General features: G+C 63.5%; 15 protein-coding genes, 1 tRNA gene and 1 pseudogene. 8 read left to right on the top strand and 9 right to left on the bottom strand.

The window, feature by feature from the left end; translation table 11 throughout:
- The first annotated feature begins 87 nt into the window (after positions 1–87).
- From EXZ48_RS13945 to EXZ48_RS13935, 3 genes are all read left to right on the top strand, one after another.
- Complete coding sequence (locus EXZ48_RS13945) at positions 88–627, top strand: sigma-70 family RNA polymerase sigma factor (RefSeq protein WP_024270219.1); 540 nt, start codon at positions 88–90, stop codon at positions 625–627.
- The gene (locus EXZ48_RS13940; protein ID WP_050742624.1) at positions 624–1,358 is read left to right on the top strand and encodes an anti-sigma factor domain-containing protein; all 735 of its coding nucleotides are present in this window, start codon (positions 624–626) and stop codon (positions 1,356–1,358) included. The genes EXZ48_RS13945 and EXZ48_RS13940 overlap by 4 nt, the downstream gene beginning before the upstream one ends.
- Positions 1,359–1,546: 188 nt before the next feature.
- Positions 1,547–2,104 carry a fasciclin domain-containing protein gene (locus tag EXZ48_RS13935; protein WP_023513933.1) on the top strand — a complete coding sequence of 186 codons (558 nt, stop codon included), beginning with the start codon at positions 1,547–1,549 and terminating at the stop codon, positions 2,102–2,104.
- Between the two features lie 81 nt (positions 2,105–2,185).
- Here EXZ48_RS13935 and yihA read toward each other — a convergent pair whose 3' ends face one another.
- From yihA to rpmH, 5 genes are all read right to left on the bottom strand, one after another.
- Entirely contained in the window at positions 2,186–2,839 is a 654-nt protein-coding gene (gene yihA / locus EXZ48_RS13930; RefSeq protein ID WP_023513934.1) for a ribosome biogenesis GTP-binding protein YihA/YsxC, read from the bottom strand.
- Between the two features lie 52 nt (positions 2,840–2,891).
- Positions 2,892–3,803 (bottom strand): DMT family transporter, encoded by a 912-nt coding sequence (locus EXZ48_RS13925; protein ID WP_130516500.1) that lies wholly within the window; start codon positions 3,801–3,803, stop codon positions 2,892–2,894.
- A gap of 222 nt (positions 3,804–4,025) precedes the next feature.
- Positions 4,026–5,819 carry a membrane protein insertase YidC gene (yidC, locus tag EXZ48_RS13920; RefSeq protein ID WP_024270218.1) on the bottom strand — a complete coding sequence of 598 codons (1,794 nt, stop codon included), beginning with the start codon at positions 5,817–5,819 and terminating at the stop codon, positions 4,026–4,028.
- Positions 5,819–6,211, bottom strand: coding sequence for a ribonuclease P protein component (gene rnpA / locus EXZ48_RS13915; protein ID WP_023515341.1), 393 nt, complete (start codon positions 6,209–6,211; stop codon positions 5,819–5,821). Before rnpA ends, yidC begins: the two co-directional genes overlap by 1 nt.
- A 33-nt stretch (positions 6,212–6,244) precedes the next feature.
- Positions 6,245–6,382 (bottom strand): 50S ribosomal protein L34, encoded by a 138-nt coding sequence (gene rpmH / locus EXZ48_RS13910; protein WP_037405882.1) that lies wholly within the window; start codon positions 6,380–6,382, stop codon positions 6,245–6,247.
- 422 nt (positions 6,383–6,804) lie between these two features.
- Here rpmH and EXZ48_RS13905 point away from each other — a divergent pair, with 422 nt between their 5' ends.
- From EXZ48_RS13905 to EXZ48_RS13895, 3 genes are all read left to right on the top strand, one after another.
- Positions 6,805–8,811 (top strand): methyl-accepting chemotaxis protein, encoded by a 2,007-nt coding sequence (locus EXZ48_RS13905; RefSeq protein ID WP_130516498.1) that lies wholly within the window; start codon positions 6,805–6,807, stop codon positions 8,809–8,811.
- Between the two features lie 209 nt (positions 8,812–9,020).
- The gene (locus EXZ48_RS13900; RefSeq protein ID WP_050742621.1) at positions 9,021–10,493 is read left to right on the top strand and encodes a HAMP domain-containing sensor histidine kinase; all 1,473 of its coding nucleotides are present in this window, start codon (positions 9,021–9,023) and stop codon (positions 10,491–10,493) included.
- 133 nt (positions 10,494–10,626) lie between these two features.
- Positions 10,627–10,703, top strand: a tRNA-Arg gene (locus EXZ48_RS13895).
- A 142-nt stretch (positions 10,704–10,845) separates the two neighbouring features.
- Here EXZ48_RS13895 and EXZ48_RS13890 read toward each other — a convergent pair.
- Positions 10,846–12,486, bottom strand: a complete 1,641-nt coding sequence (locus EXZ48_RS13890; protein WP_130516496.1) for a winged helix-turn-helix domain-containing protein — start codon at positions 12,484–12,486, stop codon at positions 10,846–10,848.
- 456 nt (positions 12,487–12,942) lie between these two features.
- Here EXZ48_RS13890 and EXZ48_RS13885 point away from each other — a divergent pair, with 456 nt between their 5' ends.
- Positions 12,943–13,248 (top strand): hypothetical protein, encoded by a 306-nt coding sequence (locus tag EXZ48_RS13885; RefSeq protein WP_130516494.1) that lies wholly within the window; start codon positions 12,943–12,945, stop codon positions 13,246–13,248.
- A 149-nt stretch (positions 13,249–13,397) separates the two neighbouring features.
- Here the strand turns inward: EXZ48_RS13885 and EXZ48_RS35475 are convergent, their stop codons facing one another.
- The 3 genes and pseudogenes from EXZ48_RS35475 to EXZ48_RS34870 all read right to left on the bottom strand — a co-directional run bounded on the left by EXZ48_RS35475 (position 13,398) and on the right by EXZ48_RS34870 (position 14,367).
- Positions 13,398–13,934, bottom strand: coding sequence for a hypothetical protein (locus tag EXZ48_RS35475; RefSeq protein ID WP_130516492.1), 537 nt, complete (start codon positions 13,932–13,934; stop codon positions 13,398–13,400).
- Between the two features lie 17 nt (positions 13,935–13,951).
- Positions 13,952–14,140, bottom strand: a pseudogene (locus EXZ48_RS35470) (calcium-binding protein); the annotation flags it as partial.
- Positions 14,113–14,367, bottom strand: coding sequence for a hypothetical protein (locus tag EXZ48_RS34870; RefSeq protein ID WP_165909351.1), 255 nt, complete (start codon positions 14,365–14,367; stop codon positions 14,113–14,115). The gene EXZ48_RS34870 and the pseudogene EXZ48_RS35470, both read right to left, overlap by 28 nt.
- Before the next feature lie 334 nt (positions 14,368–14,701).
- Here EXZ48_RS34870 and EXZ48_RS13865 point away from each other — a divergent pair, with 334 nt between their 5' ends.
- Positions 14,702–15,949 (top strand): alpha/beta hydrolase, encoded by a 1,248-nt coding sequence (locus EXZ48_RS13865; protein ID WP_023516031.1) that lies wholly within the window; start codon positions 14,702–14,704, stop codon positions 15,947–15,949.
- Positions 15,950–15,996 lie beyond the last annotated feature (47 nt).

Below are 15,996 nucleotides of genomic sequence, written 5' to 3'. Positions count from 1 at the left end.
TCGTGACGATGGAATGATTTGGATACGAGATTGCGTATGGTCGGGGAAAAAGACTAGGGTTGCGGCGCGACAGGCAGGGAGCGGCGCGTGACCGGCAATGACATCTCCTACCTCATCGGCCGCGTTTCACTGAAGGACCGCAAGGCCTTCGCCGTGCTCTACGAGGCGAGTGCCCCGAAACTTTTTGCCATCTGCCTCCGTATCCTGCGCGACAGGAGCGAAGCGGAGGAGGCGTTGCAGGAGGTCTATGTCAAGATCTGGCAGCGTGCCGATCGCTACGTGGCCGGCAATGTGCACCCGATGGCCTGGCTCGCCGCGATCGCACGCAACCACGCCATTGACGTCATTCGTGCGCGAAGACCGGTGGCAACGGACATCGATGAGGCCTATGATATTGCCGACCCGCTCATGACGCCGGAGGAGGCCGTCGTGTTGCAGTCGGAGGGCCGTCGGATCGATACATGCATGGAGGAGCTGGAGCCCGGACGGGCATCGGCCGTCCGGCGTGCCTATATAGAGGGTCTGAGCTATGAAGAGCTTGCCGAAATCCACAATGTGCCACTGAACACGATGAGAACCTGGCTTCGCCGAAGCCTTCTGAAACTGAGAGAGTGCATGAGCCGATGACGGCGCCCGACAAAGACATGAGAGACCCCCGCCGCGACGAGGTGATCGCGGGCGAATACGTGCTCGGGGTGCTTTCCGCCGAAGACCGCCGCAAGGTGGAGGAGCGGCTTGCCGAGGATCGCCAGTTCGCCGCCATGGTGAACCGTTGGGAAGAAAACCTCTCCACCTTCAATGACGATTACGAGGTGCTGCAACCACCGCCCCGCACCTTCTCCGCCATCGAGCAGCGCATCCTTGGCACCTCACCGCCGGACGCCGCCTTTTCCGGCAAGGTCTCCGGCGGCTTCTGGAATTCGCTGGCCCTCTGGCGTTCGCTTGCACTCGCCTCGCTTGCCGTTGCTGCCGGGCTTGCCTTCTCGATGAGCACGCTTCTGGCGCCCCGCCCGCAGAGCGGCGGCCGGCTGGTCGCTGATCTTGCCGGCGAGGGAGCTGCGATCAATCTCGTTGCGCGCTACGACGAGGCGAACGGTGCGTTGCGCGTCACGCCCGTCGCAGCCGGAAAGGAAAAGGAAAAATCGCTGGAGCTTTGGCTCGTCGAGGACGGAAAATCGCCGGTCTCGCTTGGCGTCCTGCCGCAAACCGGCGAAGGTGAGCTGGCTGTGCCGGCGGTCATGCGTAGCCGCATCGTGCAGGGTTCGGTCCTTGCTGTCAGCGTCGAGCCCTTTGGCGGATCGATGAGCGGTAGCGTGACTGGTCCGGTCATCGCATCAGGTGCAGCCCGCTTCGATTGATGGAACGAAGAAAACGAAGAGGGCCGCGCGTTTCGCGGCTTTTTCGTTTTCCGGACAATGGTTTGTAAGAAAGTTCGCCTGTCCTGAAACTCTTTTTTCAAGGCGCCCGTTGCTCCCAGTGATCGCCCCTCGGGCATCACAACCGGGAGGACCCGCATGCCGCGGGGCCGGAAAAAAGGACCCTATCCATGACCCGTTTCACGCTTCGCACCGCTGCCCTCGTCACGGTTTTCGCGCTTGGTGCCTTTGCGGCTCGCGCGGAAAACCCGATGGTTGGCGGCGCGCCGATGTACGACAACAAGACCATCGTCGAAAACGCCGTCAATTCGAAGGACCATACGACGCTGGTGGCTGCCGTGAAAGCCGCCGGGCTCGTCGAGACCCTGTCGGGTGCCGGCCCCTTCACCGTCTTCGCGCCGACCAACGAGGCCTTCGCGGCGTTGCCGGCCGGTACGGTCGACACGCTGCTGAAGCCGGAAAACAAGGATCAGCTGGTCAAGGTGTTGACCTGCCATGTGGTGGCGGCAAATGCGCTGTCGGAAGCAATCGGCAAGATGATCGCCGATGATGGCGGCAATCACCCCGTGAAGACCGTCGGCGGTTGCATGCTTTCCGCCAAGATGGACGGCGACAAGATCACGTTGACGGATGAGACAGGCGGCACGGCGTCCGTGACCATCGCCGACGTCAAGCAGTCGAACGGCGTCATCCACGTCATCGACAAGGTTCTGCTGCCGAAGGCCTGACCTCGAAAATCCGGGCCCGCGTTCTTTCGGCTCGGATCAGCCTTCGTCAGCCCTGGGCCGCCGGTTCTGCCGGCGGCTCTTTTATCGCGTGATCGCCGTGATGATGGCGCTGCGCAATTCGTCCAGCCCTCGACCCTTTTCCGAGGAGGTGGCCAGCACCTCCGGATAGGCGGCCGGACGCTTGGCGATCTTCTGCAGCGTTTCTTCAACGAGGCGCGGCACGCCGGCATCCTTGATCTTGTCGGTCTTGGTCAGCACGATCTGGTAGGAGACGGCCGCCTTGTCGAGCAGGGCGAAAACCTCCTCGTCGTTCTTCTTGATACCGTGGCGGCTGTCGATCAGCACATAGACGCGCTTCAGCGTCGAGCGACCGCGCAGGTAGTCGAAGACGAGCTTGGTCCAGGCGTCGACCTGTTCCTTCGGCGCCTGGGCATAGCCGTAGCCGGGCATATCGACGAGTGCCATCGGCGGCAGGTCGTCCTCCGCGCCGGAAAAGCCATCCGGGACGAAGTAGTTGAGTTCCTGCGTTCGGCCGGGCGTGTTGGATGTGCGTGCCAAGCCCTTGTGGCCGACCAGTGCGTTGATCAGCGAGGATTTACCGACATTCGAGCGACCGGCGAAAGCGATCTCCGGCGGCCCCTCGGGCGGCAGGAATTTCATCGCCGGCACGCCGCGGATGAAGATCCACGGCCTGCCGAACAGCGGCTTGTCGTCCTGCGACGTCGTCTCGGTCATAAATCGCGCCCTTGTTGTCCGGCCCCCGGCTTCCGGGTTTTGGCTGCGAAAGTCAAGCGCGCCGCTGCCGCCAGAGTTCGACGCCGAGATAACACAGGAGTGCCGCCAGCACGATGATGCCGCCGACGATCGTGCGCGCACCGGGCACTTCTCCGTGGATGATCGCCACCCAGAGCGGCGCCAGCACCGTCTCGGCCGTGCCGAGCAGGGCGGCGAGCGCCGAGGGAACCAGGCGGGCGCCGGTGACGAAGAGCGCAAGGCCGAGGCCGAAATTGAGCGCGCCAAAAACGATGAGAACGGCGAGTTCCTGGCCGCTCACGGCAAAGCCGGAAGCCTGGCTTGCCGCCACCGCGCAGGCGACGAGCGTGCCGAAGAAGACGGCGGGCGTCATGCGCACATGGGCAAAGCGCCGGGTGATGATCGTTGCGGTGGCGAAGGCGAAGGCGATCAGCAGGGCGAGCGCATCGCCCGTCATGGAAACGCTGCCGCCGAGCGATTCCGAGACCATGATGGCAACGCCGCCGATCACCGCCGCGATGGCGACCCAGGTGTGGACCGCGATCCTCTCGCGAAACAGCAGCCAGGCCATCAGCGCCGCGATCAGCGGCACGCCGGCCTGGATCAGCACGACATTGGCGACGGTCGTATAGGCCAGCGCGAGGATGAAGGACGTGGAGGCGGTGGCAAAGCAGAGGCCGACCGCGATGCCGGCAAGGCCCATGCCCCGGAACAGTTGCACGGTGCCGCGTGGGCTGTCGCGCAGCAGCATGAAACCGAGCAGGAAGAGGGCGGCAAAGAGTGAGCGCCAGAAGACGACAGTCCAGCCGTCCTCAATGGCGAGAAAGCGCGCCAGTGTGCCGCCGAAGCTCCAGACGACGGCCGAGCCGAGCACGAGGGCGGCGCCATAGCCTTGCCCCCTTCTGTCCGGAAGCGTGGGAGTGACCGGAAGCGTGGAGGCAGACATGATGATGCGCTCGCAAGGACAAGTCCGGCAAAAGGGCGGAAAGCCGTTCTGCGTTCGGAACGGTGTCGGGACAAAGGGATCGTCGCGAGCATGACAGGGATCCGCCCGCACCGCTTCCATGCCAGCGACGGGGCGATGTCGCAAGCGGGCCTTGCAGAAAAAACGGCAAAAGAAAACCCCGGCGCGAGGGCCGGGGTTTCCTGGAGTTTCGTTGTTCGGCCGTCAGGACGATCCGGCCTTCTTTCCGAACAATCCCTTGAGATTGTCGAAGAGCTCGATCTTCACGCCCTGGCGCTTCATGATGATCGCCTGCTGGATGATCGAAAGCGTGTTGTTCCAGGCCCAGTAGATGACGAGGCCGGCCGGGAAGGTTGCCAGCATGAAAGTGAAGATCAGCGGCATCCAGGTGAAGATCATCGCCTGGGTCGGGTCGGGCGGCGTCGGGTTCATGCGCATCTGCAGGAACATCGTGATGCCCATGATGATGGGCCAGACGCCGATCATCAGGAAGTGCGGCACGTCGTAGGGCAGAAGGCCGAACAGGTTGAACAGCGACGTCGGATCCGGCGCCGAAAGATCCTGGATCCAGCCGAAGAACGGTGCATGGCGCATTTCGATGGTGACGTAGATCACCTTGTAAAGCGCAAAGAACACCGGGATCTGCAGGAGGATCGGCCAGCAACCCGCGAGCGGATTGATCTTCTCCTCCTTGTAGAGCTGCATCATCGCCTGCTGCAGCGCCATGCGGTCGTCGCCGTGCTTGGCCTTCAGTTCCTCCATCTTCGGCTGCATCTTCTTCATGTTCGCCATGGAGGCGTACTGCTTGTTGGCAAGCGGGAAGAACAGGCCCTTGACGACGATCGTCGTGATGAGGATCGCGATGCCGAAATTGCCGAAGTAGCGGAAGAAGAAGTCCATCAGCTGGAACATCGGCTTGGTGAAGAACCAGAACCAGCCCCAGTCGATCATCAGGTCGAATTGCGGAATGGAGTAGGACGTCTCGTACTGGTCGATGATCGGCACTTCCTTGGCGCCGCCGAAGAACAGGTTCTTGACTTCCACGGACTGGCCCGGCGCAATCGAGATGTCGTCCTGGCGATAATCCGCCTGGTAGCGCGGACGGCCGTCCTTGAAATAGGAGAAGCGCGTCTCGTAGGGCGTCGTCTGCGGCGGCACGAGCGCGGTCGCCCAGTACTTGTCCGTGATGCCGAGCCAGCCGCCGGTCGCCTTGCCGGGCGAAACGGTCGTGTCGTCCTCGGTCTCGGTGTACTTCACCTCATGCAGGCCGAGTTCGCCAAGCACGCCGATAAAGCCTTCGTGCAGCACGTAGACGGACGGGTCCGTCGGCTTGAAGAAGCGCGTCGAGCGGCCGTAGGGTGAAAGCGCGATTGCCGCATCCGTCCGGTTCTCGATGCTGTCCGAGATCGTGAACATGTAGTGTTCATCGACCGAGATGGTGCGGGTGAAGGTGACGTTCTTGTCGTTGGTATAGGTGAGCTTGACCGGGGTGGTCTGCGTCAGCTTGCCGGTGCCGTCCTGCGTCCAGACGGTCTGCGGGCCGGGGACCTGGCCGGTCGCCTCGCTGCCGACATAGCCGATCTCGGCAAAGTAGCCGTGTTCGGTCTCGGCGGGGCTGAGCAGCGTGATGATCGGGCTCGTCTTGTCGACGGTCTCGTGGAAATCCTTCAGCTTCAGGTCGTCGAAGCGGGCGCCCGTCAGGCTGATGGAGCCGGAAAGCGAGGGCGTGTCGATCACGACGCGGGCGGATCGGGCCAGTGCCGTCTCGCGCGTCTCGGTCGCGGTGGTGGCCGCCGTGCCGCCGGGCAGCGTGCCGCTTGTGCCGGTCGCGGTCGTCGTGCCGCCGGAGGTGGTGGTCTGCTGGCTCTGGGCGGCCTGCTGCGCCTCGAGCGCGGCGCGGTCCTTCTCCAGCTTGGGGTTCACATAAAGGAACTGCCAGGCAACGAGGATCAGCACGGACAGCGCGATCGCCACGAAGTAATTGCGGTTTTTTTCCATCACTCTTTCCCGGGAGCAGCAGGGCGCTGCTGCTGCTTCTGTTTCTTGACCGTCGCGATCCTGTCGTTCAGACGGGCTTCAAGGGTTTTGAAGGGTGCGCTCAACACGTCCCGTCTGGCGACAACCACATAGTCGTGTCCGGGCTCCATTGCAAACCCGGCCGATAGCCGCACCGCCTCTTTCAGGCGCCGGCGCATGCGATTGCGTTCCACGGCGTTGCCGTGCTTCTTGGTGACGGTGAAGCCGACACGGGGCGCTTCGTCCGGCATCTGCCGGTCGCGCACTTCGAGAAGGAACAGTGGTCCCTTGCGTTTCTCGCCCTCGCGCACAAAAAGAAACTGCGGACGGCTTTTCAGCCGCCCGACAGCAGATTTCTCAACAGTTTTCGTCATATGCCCGTCGCCTCTGTTCGGGCAGGCACGGCCTTAGGCCGAGAGACGTGCGCGGCCGCGGGCGCGGCGTGCGGACAGGACCTTGCGGCCGCCCTTCGTTGCCATGCGGGCGCGGAAACCGTGACGACGCTTGCGAACAAGCTTGGAGGGTTGGTAGGTACGCTTCGACATTTATTTAATACCGCGGTGTGCGGCCCTTCTTGGGTTTGCGTTACGCAAGGAGCGTTGAAGTCCGGCATAGGATTGCCCTCGCGGGAAGCCATGCTTTCCGGACGTGCGCGGCTTATAAGGGCAAAAACGGTCGAAAGTCAATTGCGCAGGCGCTGGTGCGCGCGGCTGTCACAATCGTTAACGGAATAGCACCTAAAAGTTGTATATGAATTGTGCTTTGTCATGTTTTGGTCACGTTACGTGAGGCAATTCCTCCCGGATTTCCCGGTTTCCTCTCTTGCATCAATGCATTAGTGGTTGTGAATACGCTCAATATTTGGGCGGTTGTATCAAGGTCTAATTAACCTTTAGCGTTTACCGTCCTTCGCGAAGGTGAGGTGGGCCATGCCCTCTTGCCACCCACCGTTCTTTGGAGTGCGAACGTGAAGATACGCGGCAAGATCTATCTCATTGTGGGCTTGATGGGCCTCATCTCCGTCCTCATCGGCGGCATCGCCGTCCATGTGGTCTCGGAATACAGCAACAAGCTCCATGAATATGAGAATGCCGCAGACCGTGCCTTCCTCGGCGAGCACCTGAACCGGCAGGTCACTGCCGTCGTGATGGAAGCTCGCGGCATCTATGCCTCCAAGGACACCGACGGCGCCAAGAAATTTGCCGAAGGCATCGCCAAGGAACTCGACGGCATCGACAAGACGCTGAACGAATGGCGCCCGATCGTGCCGGAGACGCAGAAGGCCGCCTTTGACGCCGTCGTGGCGCGTGCAGCCGAATTCCGCACCTTCCGCATGGAAACGGCGAGCCTCGGCACAACGGTCTCGATCGTCGCGGCCAACGAACAGGGCAACAACGAGCTCAACCGTGCGAACCGCAAGGCCTTCCAGAAGGAGATCGACGCCGTCGTCCAGACGGACAACGAGAACCTCACCGCCATCAAGGCTGAGATCGCTGCCTTTGAAACTCTCATGCTGACTCTGGTGCTCGGCACTGTCGGCGTCGGCCTTGCTCTCGGTGGCGGTGTTGCCTTCTATATCGCGACCAATGAACTCAGCCGTCCGATCCAGAAGGTGACGGAGACCATGAACCGCCTCGCAGGCGGCGATCTCGACACGGAAGTGCCCTATGCCGGCCGCAAGGACGAGATCGGCGAAATGGCCGCAGCCGTCGCCATCTTCCGCCAGAACGCCATCACCGTGCGCGACCTCAACGCCCAGGAAGAGATCCTGCGCGAGAAGAGCGCTGACCTGCAGTCCTCGATCGCCACCGTCGTGCACGCCGCAGCGGCGGGCGATTTCTCCTCGCGCATCAGCAAGGACTACCAGAACGACGACCTCAACCGCTTTGCCCGCAGCGTCAACGAGCTGGTCGCCGGCGTGGAGGAGGGGATTGCCGAAACCCGCCGCGTCATCGGCGCGCTCGCCGAGGGTGACCTGACGCAGACCATGGACGGTTCCTTCCGCGGCGCCTTTGCCGAGTTGCAGCAGAACGTCAACGCCACGCTGGCCACCCTGCAGCGCACCATGCGCGAGGTGCGTGCCTCGACGGATGCGATCAACGCCAATTCCGGCGAGCTGCGCACGGCTTCCGACGATCTTTCCAAGCGCACCGAGCAGCAGGCCGCCGCGCTCGAAGAAACCTCCGCTGCCCTCGAAGAGATCACTGCTGCCGTCAAGAATTCGACGGAACGGGCGAACGAGGCGACATCGATGGTTGGCGAGGCGACGCAGAGCGCCAAGCAGTCGGGCGATATCGTGCGCAATGCCATCGGCGCGATGAGCCGCATCGAGCAGGCCTCGAACGAGATCAGCCAGATCATTTCCGTCATCGACGAGATCGCCTTCCAGACCAACCTTCTCGCGCTGAATGCCGGCGTCGAGGCTGCGCGTGCCGGCGAGGCGGGCAAGGGCTTCGCCGTCGTCGCGCAGGAAGTGCGCGAGCTTGCCCAACGTGCCGCCAGCGCCGCCAAGGACATCAAGGGCCTCATCACCAAGTCGGGCGACGAAGTGTCCGTTGGCGTCAAGTATGTGCAGGAGACGGGGGCGGCCCTCTCAGACATCGAAAGCCGCGTCGTCACCATCAACGACCGCATTCACGCGATCGCCACCGCCGCCCGCGAGCAGGCGACGGGCCTCCAGGAAATCAGCACCGCCATCAACCAGATGGATCAGGTCACCCAGCACAATGCCGCAATGGTCGAGGAAACCTCGGCTGCGACGCACAAGCTGAAGGGCGAAGCCGACGGCCTGGCCGACCTCGTCGCCCGCTTCCGCACGGGGGATGCCGTGCAGCGTGTGGCGGCCGTGCGCGCCGAGACCCGACCGGTCGAATCGCCCGCCCGCCGCATGATGGGTAATGTCGCCCGCGCCTTCGGTGGCAATCGCGGCGGCGCAACGGCAGCGGTCGCACAGGAGAACTGGGAGGAATTCTGATCGGTCATTCCCGGCGCGTTCGGGAGCGCTGCGGCATTTCGTAGCCGGATTCAGCCTTTCAACGCGGCGATCTCAGGATCGCCGCGTTTTTGTCGTTTCCGCGGCAGCGTTGGAAAATTTGCCGTAATCTCCTATAATTGGCTGAAATACGTCGTCGATCTTCGGTCACGATGCGTTTGCCGCGCTGCGGCCTGCCTGGGAGTTGAAACATGGTGGACAGAGACGGGACACCGTCCTTGACCGAGAAGCCGGTGCCGGCGGTCGGCTTTCTGTCCGGTCTATCGGGGCGGCTCCTCCTGGTCACGGCCATCTTCGTCCTGATCGCAGAAGTGCTGATCTTCGTGCCGTCGGTCGCCAACATGCGTCTTCAATGGCTGCGCGACCGCCTGAATACGGCCGCCGCCGCGAGCGTCGTCATCGAGGGCCTGCCGGATCACGAGCTGCCGCGCCCCGTGCAGGAAGAGGCGCTGATGGCGACCGGCACCAAGGCGATCATCCTGAGGCGCCAGGATGCCTCACGCATGGTTGCCGCCGTCGATATGCCGCCGAGCATCGATGCGCAATACGACCTCTCCGACGTCTCGACGCTCGCATCCGTCTATGATGCCTTCGAGACGCTGCTTTTCGGCGGCGAGCGCGTCATCCGCGTTTTCGGTCCGGTTGGGGAAACCAGCACGCGTATCGAACTCCTGCTTGACGAGCGGGCATTGCGCCGCGCCATGCTCGGGCATGCCCGCAATGTCCTGACCCTGTCGATGATCATCTCGCTGGTTACCGCAAGCCCCATCTTCTTCGCGCTCAATCGGCTGCTGATCCGCCCGATCCGCCGCATGACCGCGAACATCCAGGAGTTCGCCGCCGATCCCTCGAACCCGGCGCGTGTCCTGGAACCCTCCGGCGGTCGCGACGAGATCGCCGTTGCGGGCATCCATCTCGCGGCCATGCAGCAGACGCTGCAACGCACGCTGAAGGAGCAGAAGAACCTCGCCGATCTCGGTCTCGCCGTGTCGAAGATCAACCACGACATGCGCAACATCCTCTCCTCGGCCCAGTTGATGTCCGACCGCCTGTCCGATGTCGACGACCCCGTGGTCAAGCGCGTGGCGCCGAAGCTTCTGCGCAGCATCGACCGGGCGGTGGGCTATACCAACGAGGTGCTCTCCTATGGCCGCATGCGCGAGCCGGAGCCGCGGCGCCGCTTCGTCGCGCTGCGCCCGCTGGTGCAGGAGGTTTCCGAAGTGCTGGCGCTCGATTCGCGCAGTGACATCGATTTCGTGGCGCAGGTCGAGCCGGGCCTCCAGGTCGACGCCGACAGCGAGCAGCTCTTCCGCGTCATCCACAATCTGTGCCGCAACGCCGTCGAGGCGCTGTCGCAGGACAGCGGCGCAGAGCGGCGCACCGTGCTTGTCACAGGTCTGCGCACCGGAAGCGTCGTGTCCATCGCCATCGACGACAACGGCCCCGGCATGCCCGCAAAGGCCCGAGACAACCTCTTTGCCGCCTTCCGCGGCTCCGTGCGTTCAGGGGGCACGGGTCTTGGCCTTGCGATCGCCCGCGAGCTGGTGCTCGCCCATGGGGGGACGATCGCGCTGGTCGAAAAGCAGACGCCCGGCACGCTCTTCCGCATCGAACTGCCGGATCGTCCCGTTCCCCTCGATGCGTTCCGCCACCGCGCCTCATAATCCGGGGTTTTGCCGGTGCTGTGTGACGGGCCGAAGAAAAAAGTACATTTTTTCTGCGAAAGACGCTTGCAATAGGCCGGAGGACCCTTTAGAGACCGCCTCGCAGCCGGGCAACACACCCGCAACTGCCAGCGCACCCGTAGCTCAGCTGGATAGAGCACCAGACTACGAATCTGGGGGTCAGGAGTTCGAATCTCTTCGGGTGCGCCATTCTTTTCCAAAGATCTAGATTAAGACGAAGTCTCCTCGGTTTGCAGGGGCATATGGCTCGATGCTGTAAACTGGCACGGCGAACGAGGTTTTGTCGCGCCGCAGCCGAACGCCCGAAATCACCCATGGCACTATGGTCGCGTTACGGCGGCAGGCCGATTTCGACCAGGTTGCTGCTGATTTTCCCGGCAGCGCGGAGATAAGCGTCGCTTGCATTGTCCTTGCGCAGGGCGATGTTGGTGGCCGTCGTTCCCGGTCGTAGCGCCAGCCCATTCGCGAGCGCTTCCTTGGCCTCGGAATCCCGGCCAAGACGGTGGTAGGCGACGGCGAGAAGCATGTGAGCCCGCCCCGAGGCGGGCGTGATCGCGATCGAACGCTGCAGCCAGCCGAGCGCCTCCTCGTTGCGGTCCTGGACGATGCAGACGAGGCCCGCGCCCAGAAGCCACGTCCAGCGGGAAACATCCGGCGTGTCGAAACCGTCTGCCTCCAGGAAGGTCGCGAACGCATCCTCGAAACGGCCGAGCTGAAGTTGCGTCAGGCCGAGCTGAAAAAGGGCGGCGCCATCCCAGGGATTGAGCGAGAGGGTCTTCGTGCAGGCGACAAGGCTTTCGGCGAACTGGTTCGTCGCCGTCAGGAACCGGCAATAGGCGCCCATGGCCGATCCGGAAAGCGGCTGCGCCGCCACGGCCTCTTCAAGCAGCTTGCGTGCGTCATTCTCCGCTGCGTTGATCTGCGCAGGGCTGTACCAGGTCATCTGGATGCCGCGCAGATGCAGCGTCGCCAGTGCAACCTGCAGGTCGACATTGTCCGGATCGCCGGCGAGATACGTCTCGAGAATCGTGCGCGCCGTTGCAAAGCGCTCCTTCGTCGTCTGGTTGATCGATGCGGCGGCCTGCTGGATCGCGATATCGGCCGTGCTGCTCCCGGGTGTAGGGCTGTCCTCACGCAACCTTCCCAGCTTCAGGGCCAGCGTATATCCCACGCCGGCAGCAAGCCGGGATTGCACCCGTTGCGCATCGGGTTGCTGTGCATCGACCTTGGCCTCGGCAACCGACAGGACTTCGCGGCTCGCCGTATCGATCAAGCGGGTCTGAAGAATCCAGGATTGGGCGCTCTTGCGCAGCTCGCCCTGGACCAGATGGGTCGGGGCGGTCCTGGCTGCTGTTGCCTGTCCCGCCGAGGCAATGAGCTGGAGGCCGTCGATGCGGGAGAGGCCGGCGATCAGCTGCGCCGACACACCGCGCGCGAGGGCTGCCTCGCGCGGCTCGGCCGCCGTATCGACGAACGACATGACCTCGACCACCGGGGCTGATCGATCGGAAAAAAGGCCGGATTTCACGATGGCAAAAGCCCCGAGCAGCAGGGTGGCGGTGGCGCCCACTGCAATCATGCGTGCCGTGGTCCTGCGTGTCCGGAGAAACCGGGAGGATGCGCCGGAGGCCTCGATCGGCAAGGACTGGATGGCCGGCTTGGCGTCGGTCGCGGTGGAGACATCGACCGCGAACAGATACCCGCGGCCCGACACGAGCTTGACCATCTGCCGCTCGTGATCGCCAAGCGCAGCGCGAATTTCGCGAATGCATTGGAAGAGGCTGTCTTCCCCGACATGAACGCCGGGCCAGACCGTGTCCAGCAGGACCCGCTTGGGAAGAAGCTGGTGGCTGTTGGCCACGAGCAGCCGCAGGAGCTCGAAGGCCTTCGGGCGCAGCCGGATGACGGCGCCGTCTGGACCACGCAACTCGGCGCGGTCCGGATCCAGAACGAATCCCGAAAAAAACAACACCGGCTCCTCACGATCCCCAGTCGCGGTCCGGCGCAAAATAGAGAAGCGCCGGTGCCGCCGTCAACCGGTGGATGCCTCCGCCTGTCTGCTTGCCTGGGATTTGCATGCGTGGCGCCATCGGCCCCGTTTCAGAAAAAATCAGAAAATTTCAGAACTGCGCCCCCGCGCCGTCAGGACATTCGCGCGGCTTGAGACCTATCACACCGTGAAGGCCGGAAACCGAAGCGCATGCGTGGGTCCGGGGAGACGTGATGCCAAGCTGTTTGATGAGAGAAAACGATGAGCGGCCGGGTGCCCCGGCGGCAGGCCCACTCCGGTCTGCTCGGGGCGGGAAGGCGGCCCACCATTCCGGTCCCCCTGGAGGTATCAGATATTTGCCTGCCGCCAGCAGTGCAGCAAGCGGGTTCCGCAGATAGGCTGATCGCGGAGCGGGCGTTCCCGCTGGCTCTCCGCTTCATGGCGCGGGGGTTCCTTGCCGCGCACGAGGCTGCGCCGCGTACGGCCGCGCTCTTCGCCACCCAGCAACGGTGGCTGCTCTGCCATGCGGGCCTGGCGCAGTATTTCCTGGCGGCCCGGTGCGGCGGTGCGGGGCTCACGCGGCGTGGCCTCGGCCTCCTGGCGCGCCAGCACGGCATTGCCAGCCGCAACACCGCCTACGCCTTTTTCGATGAGGCGCTGAAATACGAAGTTGTTCTCCCGGTGGGCATGGGAGAAGAGGTCGTCCCGTCCGCCCTGACCCTGTCGATCCTGACGCAGTGGTAGGCCTGCATCTTCATGTCTTCGATCTTATCGATGGCCGATGCCGGAGCGCGCGCTTCCTGGCCGAACCCGAGCGGCTGTTGACGCATCTTGCGCCACGCGTCGGGATGGCCCCTGGTTTCGGATGCTGATCTCTACAGGCCCGGCCCGTTCTACACCATCTTCACCTGGGCCGATGCGGGAGGGTTGCTGATGGATCGGTTCATCGCCGGCCTCGAAGAGGGGGTGGTTCCGGAGGCGGGAAACATGCTGACGGACGTGAGCACCATCTCTTCCCTCGCGGAAGCCTTCGGTCTTTCGCGTGCCCATACCAGCCGGCAGGAGATCGCTAGCGTTTCGACCCGCTCTCGCATGGCGACCGCCTCCCGCCGTAACAGAATGAAGTCGGTTGCCTTGAGGTTGATTGTTCCGTCGAGCAGGATCGAGACATCAGCATCCCCATCCCCATCGCCGTCGAGATCGCTGAGGACCGTCGTCTTGCCGTCCTTGATCTCGTAGCGCAGTTCCCCGGCCTTGCCGGTGAATGCCCCCTTGCCGAGGAAGGTGAAGAACGGGTCTTCCCCGTTGCCTTTGTCGAGACCGATCCTGCCGAGGTCGATCTTGTCGCCTCCCTTCTGGCTGAAGTCGGTGATCGTGTCCCGTATCCTGGCATTGGTGCCGGAATCGCTCTTGGCGGTGAACAGGAACACATCCGCCCCTTGCCGCCGGCCAGCACATCGCGGCCCGCGCCGGCAAGGATATCGGCGTCCTGGCCGCCGAACAGCCTGTCCGTCCCCTCTCCACCGCCCATCGTGTCATGGCCCCTGCCGCCGGAGAGGCTGTCGGAACCCTTGCCGTCATAGGCCTGGTCGTTTCCATCGCCGCCGCTCAGGCTGTCATTGCCCTCGCCGCACACATCGTATCATTGCCGTTCATCGACCCGTCGATCCAGGTTTCACCGCCATTGCGCGTTCCGGTTGCATTGAAGGCCCGCTGGTAAACATCAGTCCGCCCAGTGGACGTGTTCTCGGACGACCAGGTAGCGACCCAGCCGCCGTCGCTGAGGCCGGTAACAGATGAGGCCCTCTCCAGAAAATCCAACTGCGTGTCTACACGCGTGATCGTGCCTCCGACCATTGCCATGAAAGCGCTCCTTGCCTGTCAATTTTTGAACAAGGTCCCTGTCCGTATCGCGGTCTCGGGTCCCGTCGTCCGGCGGCCGAATGGCCGCTCATCCCGGGTAGGCTGGAGCACGGACCTCCCGTGGTCTCCGTCCATTTTTGATCTGGGTACGATTGATTGTCGCCAGCAAGTCCATGCTCGGTCACCGGCAGGCGACGTGACCGATATGCCACGCCTTGCCGCCGTACGCCCTGCTGGGTGCTTGCCGCTCTTCAAAACCGCGCGCCGCTCGGCTAAGCAGGTGAAAGCGGTGCTGCCTGCACCGGCGAAACCAGAAAGCGGAAGGAAGCGGGGCATGATGAACCGCGAAATGCCGCGCGTATTGCGTCGCGTGATCTTCGCCGGACTGCTTGCCCTTGCGGGCTGCGCCGGCCGGCCGGAAGGTGTGCTCGTGCCGAGCGGCGAAGCGCCGGCGGGTGTCTCAACGGTCGATCTCCTCGTCGCCACCACGCGCGCGCCCTCGCACCAGCCGGGCGTGCTGTTCTCCGGCGAGCGCGGCTCCGAACTCGTGATGCGCGACATCAGGGTTTCCATTCCTCCGGATGACAAGCGCAAGGTCGGCCAGGTGCAATGGCCGGAAAAGCTGCCGGCCAATCCGCAAAAGGATTTTTCGACTGTCAGCGTGACGCCGGTCGACAGTGCCCAGAAGAGCCGTGCCTGGCTTGACGGGCACCTGCCGAAGAGCCGGCGCGTGCTCGTCTTCGTACACGGCTTCAACAATCGCTATGAGGATGCCGTTTATCGCTTCGCGCAGATCGTGCACGATTCGAAGACCGATGCCGCGCCCGTGATCTTCACCTGGCCCTCGCGCGCCAGCATTTTCGATTATTCCTACGACAAGGAAAGCACCAACTACTCACGTGACGCGCTGGAAGAACTGCTGCGCGCTGCGGTCAACTCGCCCGAGGTCGGCGAGATCACCATCATGGCCCATTCCATGGGCACCTGGCTTGCGGTGGAGACGCTGCGCCAGATGGCGATCCGCGATGGCCGCGTTCCGAAGAAGATCCAGCAGGTGATCCTTGCCTCGCCCGATCTTGATGTGGACGTCTTCGGCCAGCAGTTGCGCGCCATCGGCAAGGAGCGTCCGCAATTCACACTGTTCGTCTCGCAAGATGATCGGGCACTGACGCTCTCGCGGCGTATTTCCGGCAATGTCGACCGGCTCGGCCAGATCGACCCCTCGCAGGAACCCTATCGCAGCATGCTGGAAAAGCAGGGCATCATCGTGCTCGACCTGACGGCGCTGAAATCCGGTGACAGCCTCAACCACGGAAAATTTGCCGAAAGCCCGGAAGTGGTGCGGCTGATCGGCAACCGCTTGATCGCCGGCCAGACCGTCACGGATTCCGAGGTCGGTCTCGGCGACCGGCTCGGTGCGGTGGCGCTCGGCACCGCCCAGACGGTGGGCAGCGTCGCCAGCATCGCCGTCTCCACGCCCATCGCGGTCTTCGATCCGGTGACGCGCAAGAACTACAACGACCAGTGGCTGCGCTTCGGCCAATCCGTGGAAGACACTGCGGTGACGGCGACCGGGCAATGAAAAGGCGGCTCTCGCAGGAGCCGCCCTCGCTTCGCAAATCCCGTGGG

The sequence above is a fragment of the Shinella sp. JR1-6 genome, from assembly GCF_004284735.1.
GTDB lineage: Bacteria > Pseudomonadota > Alphaproteobacteria > Rhizobiales > Rhizobiaceae > Shinella.
Note: the sequence above shows the minus strand (reverse complement) of the source record. Positions and strands in the feature narration are given on the sequence as shown.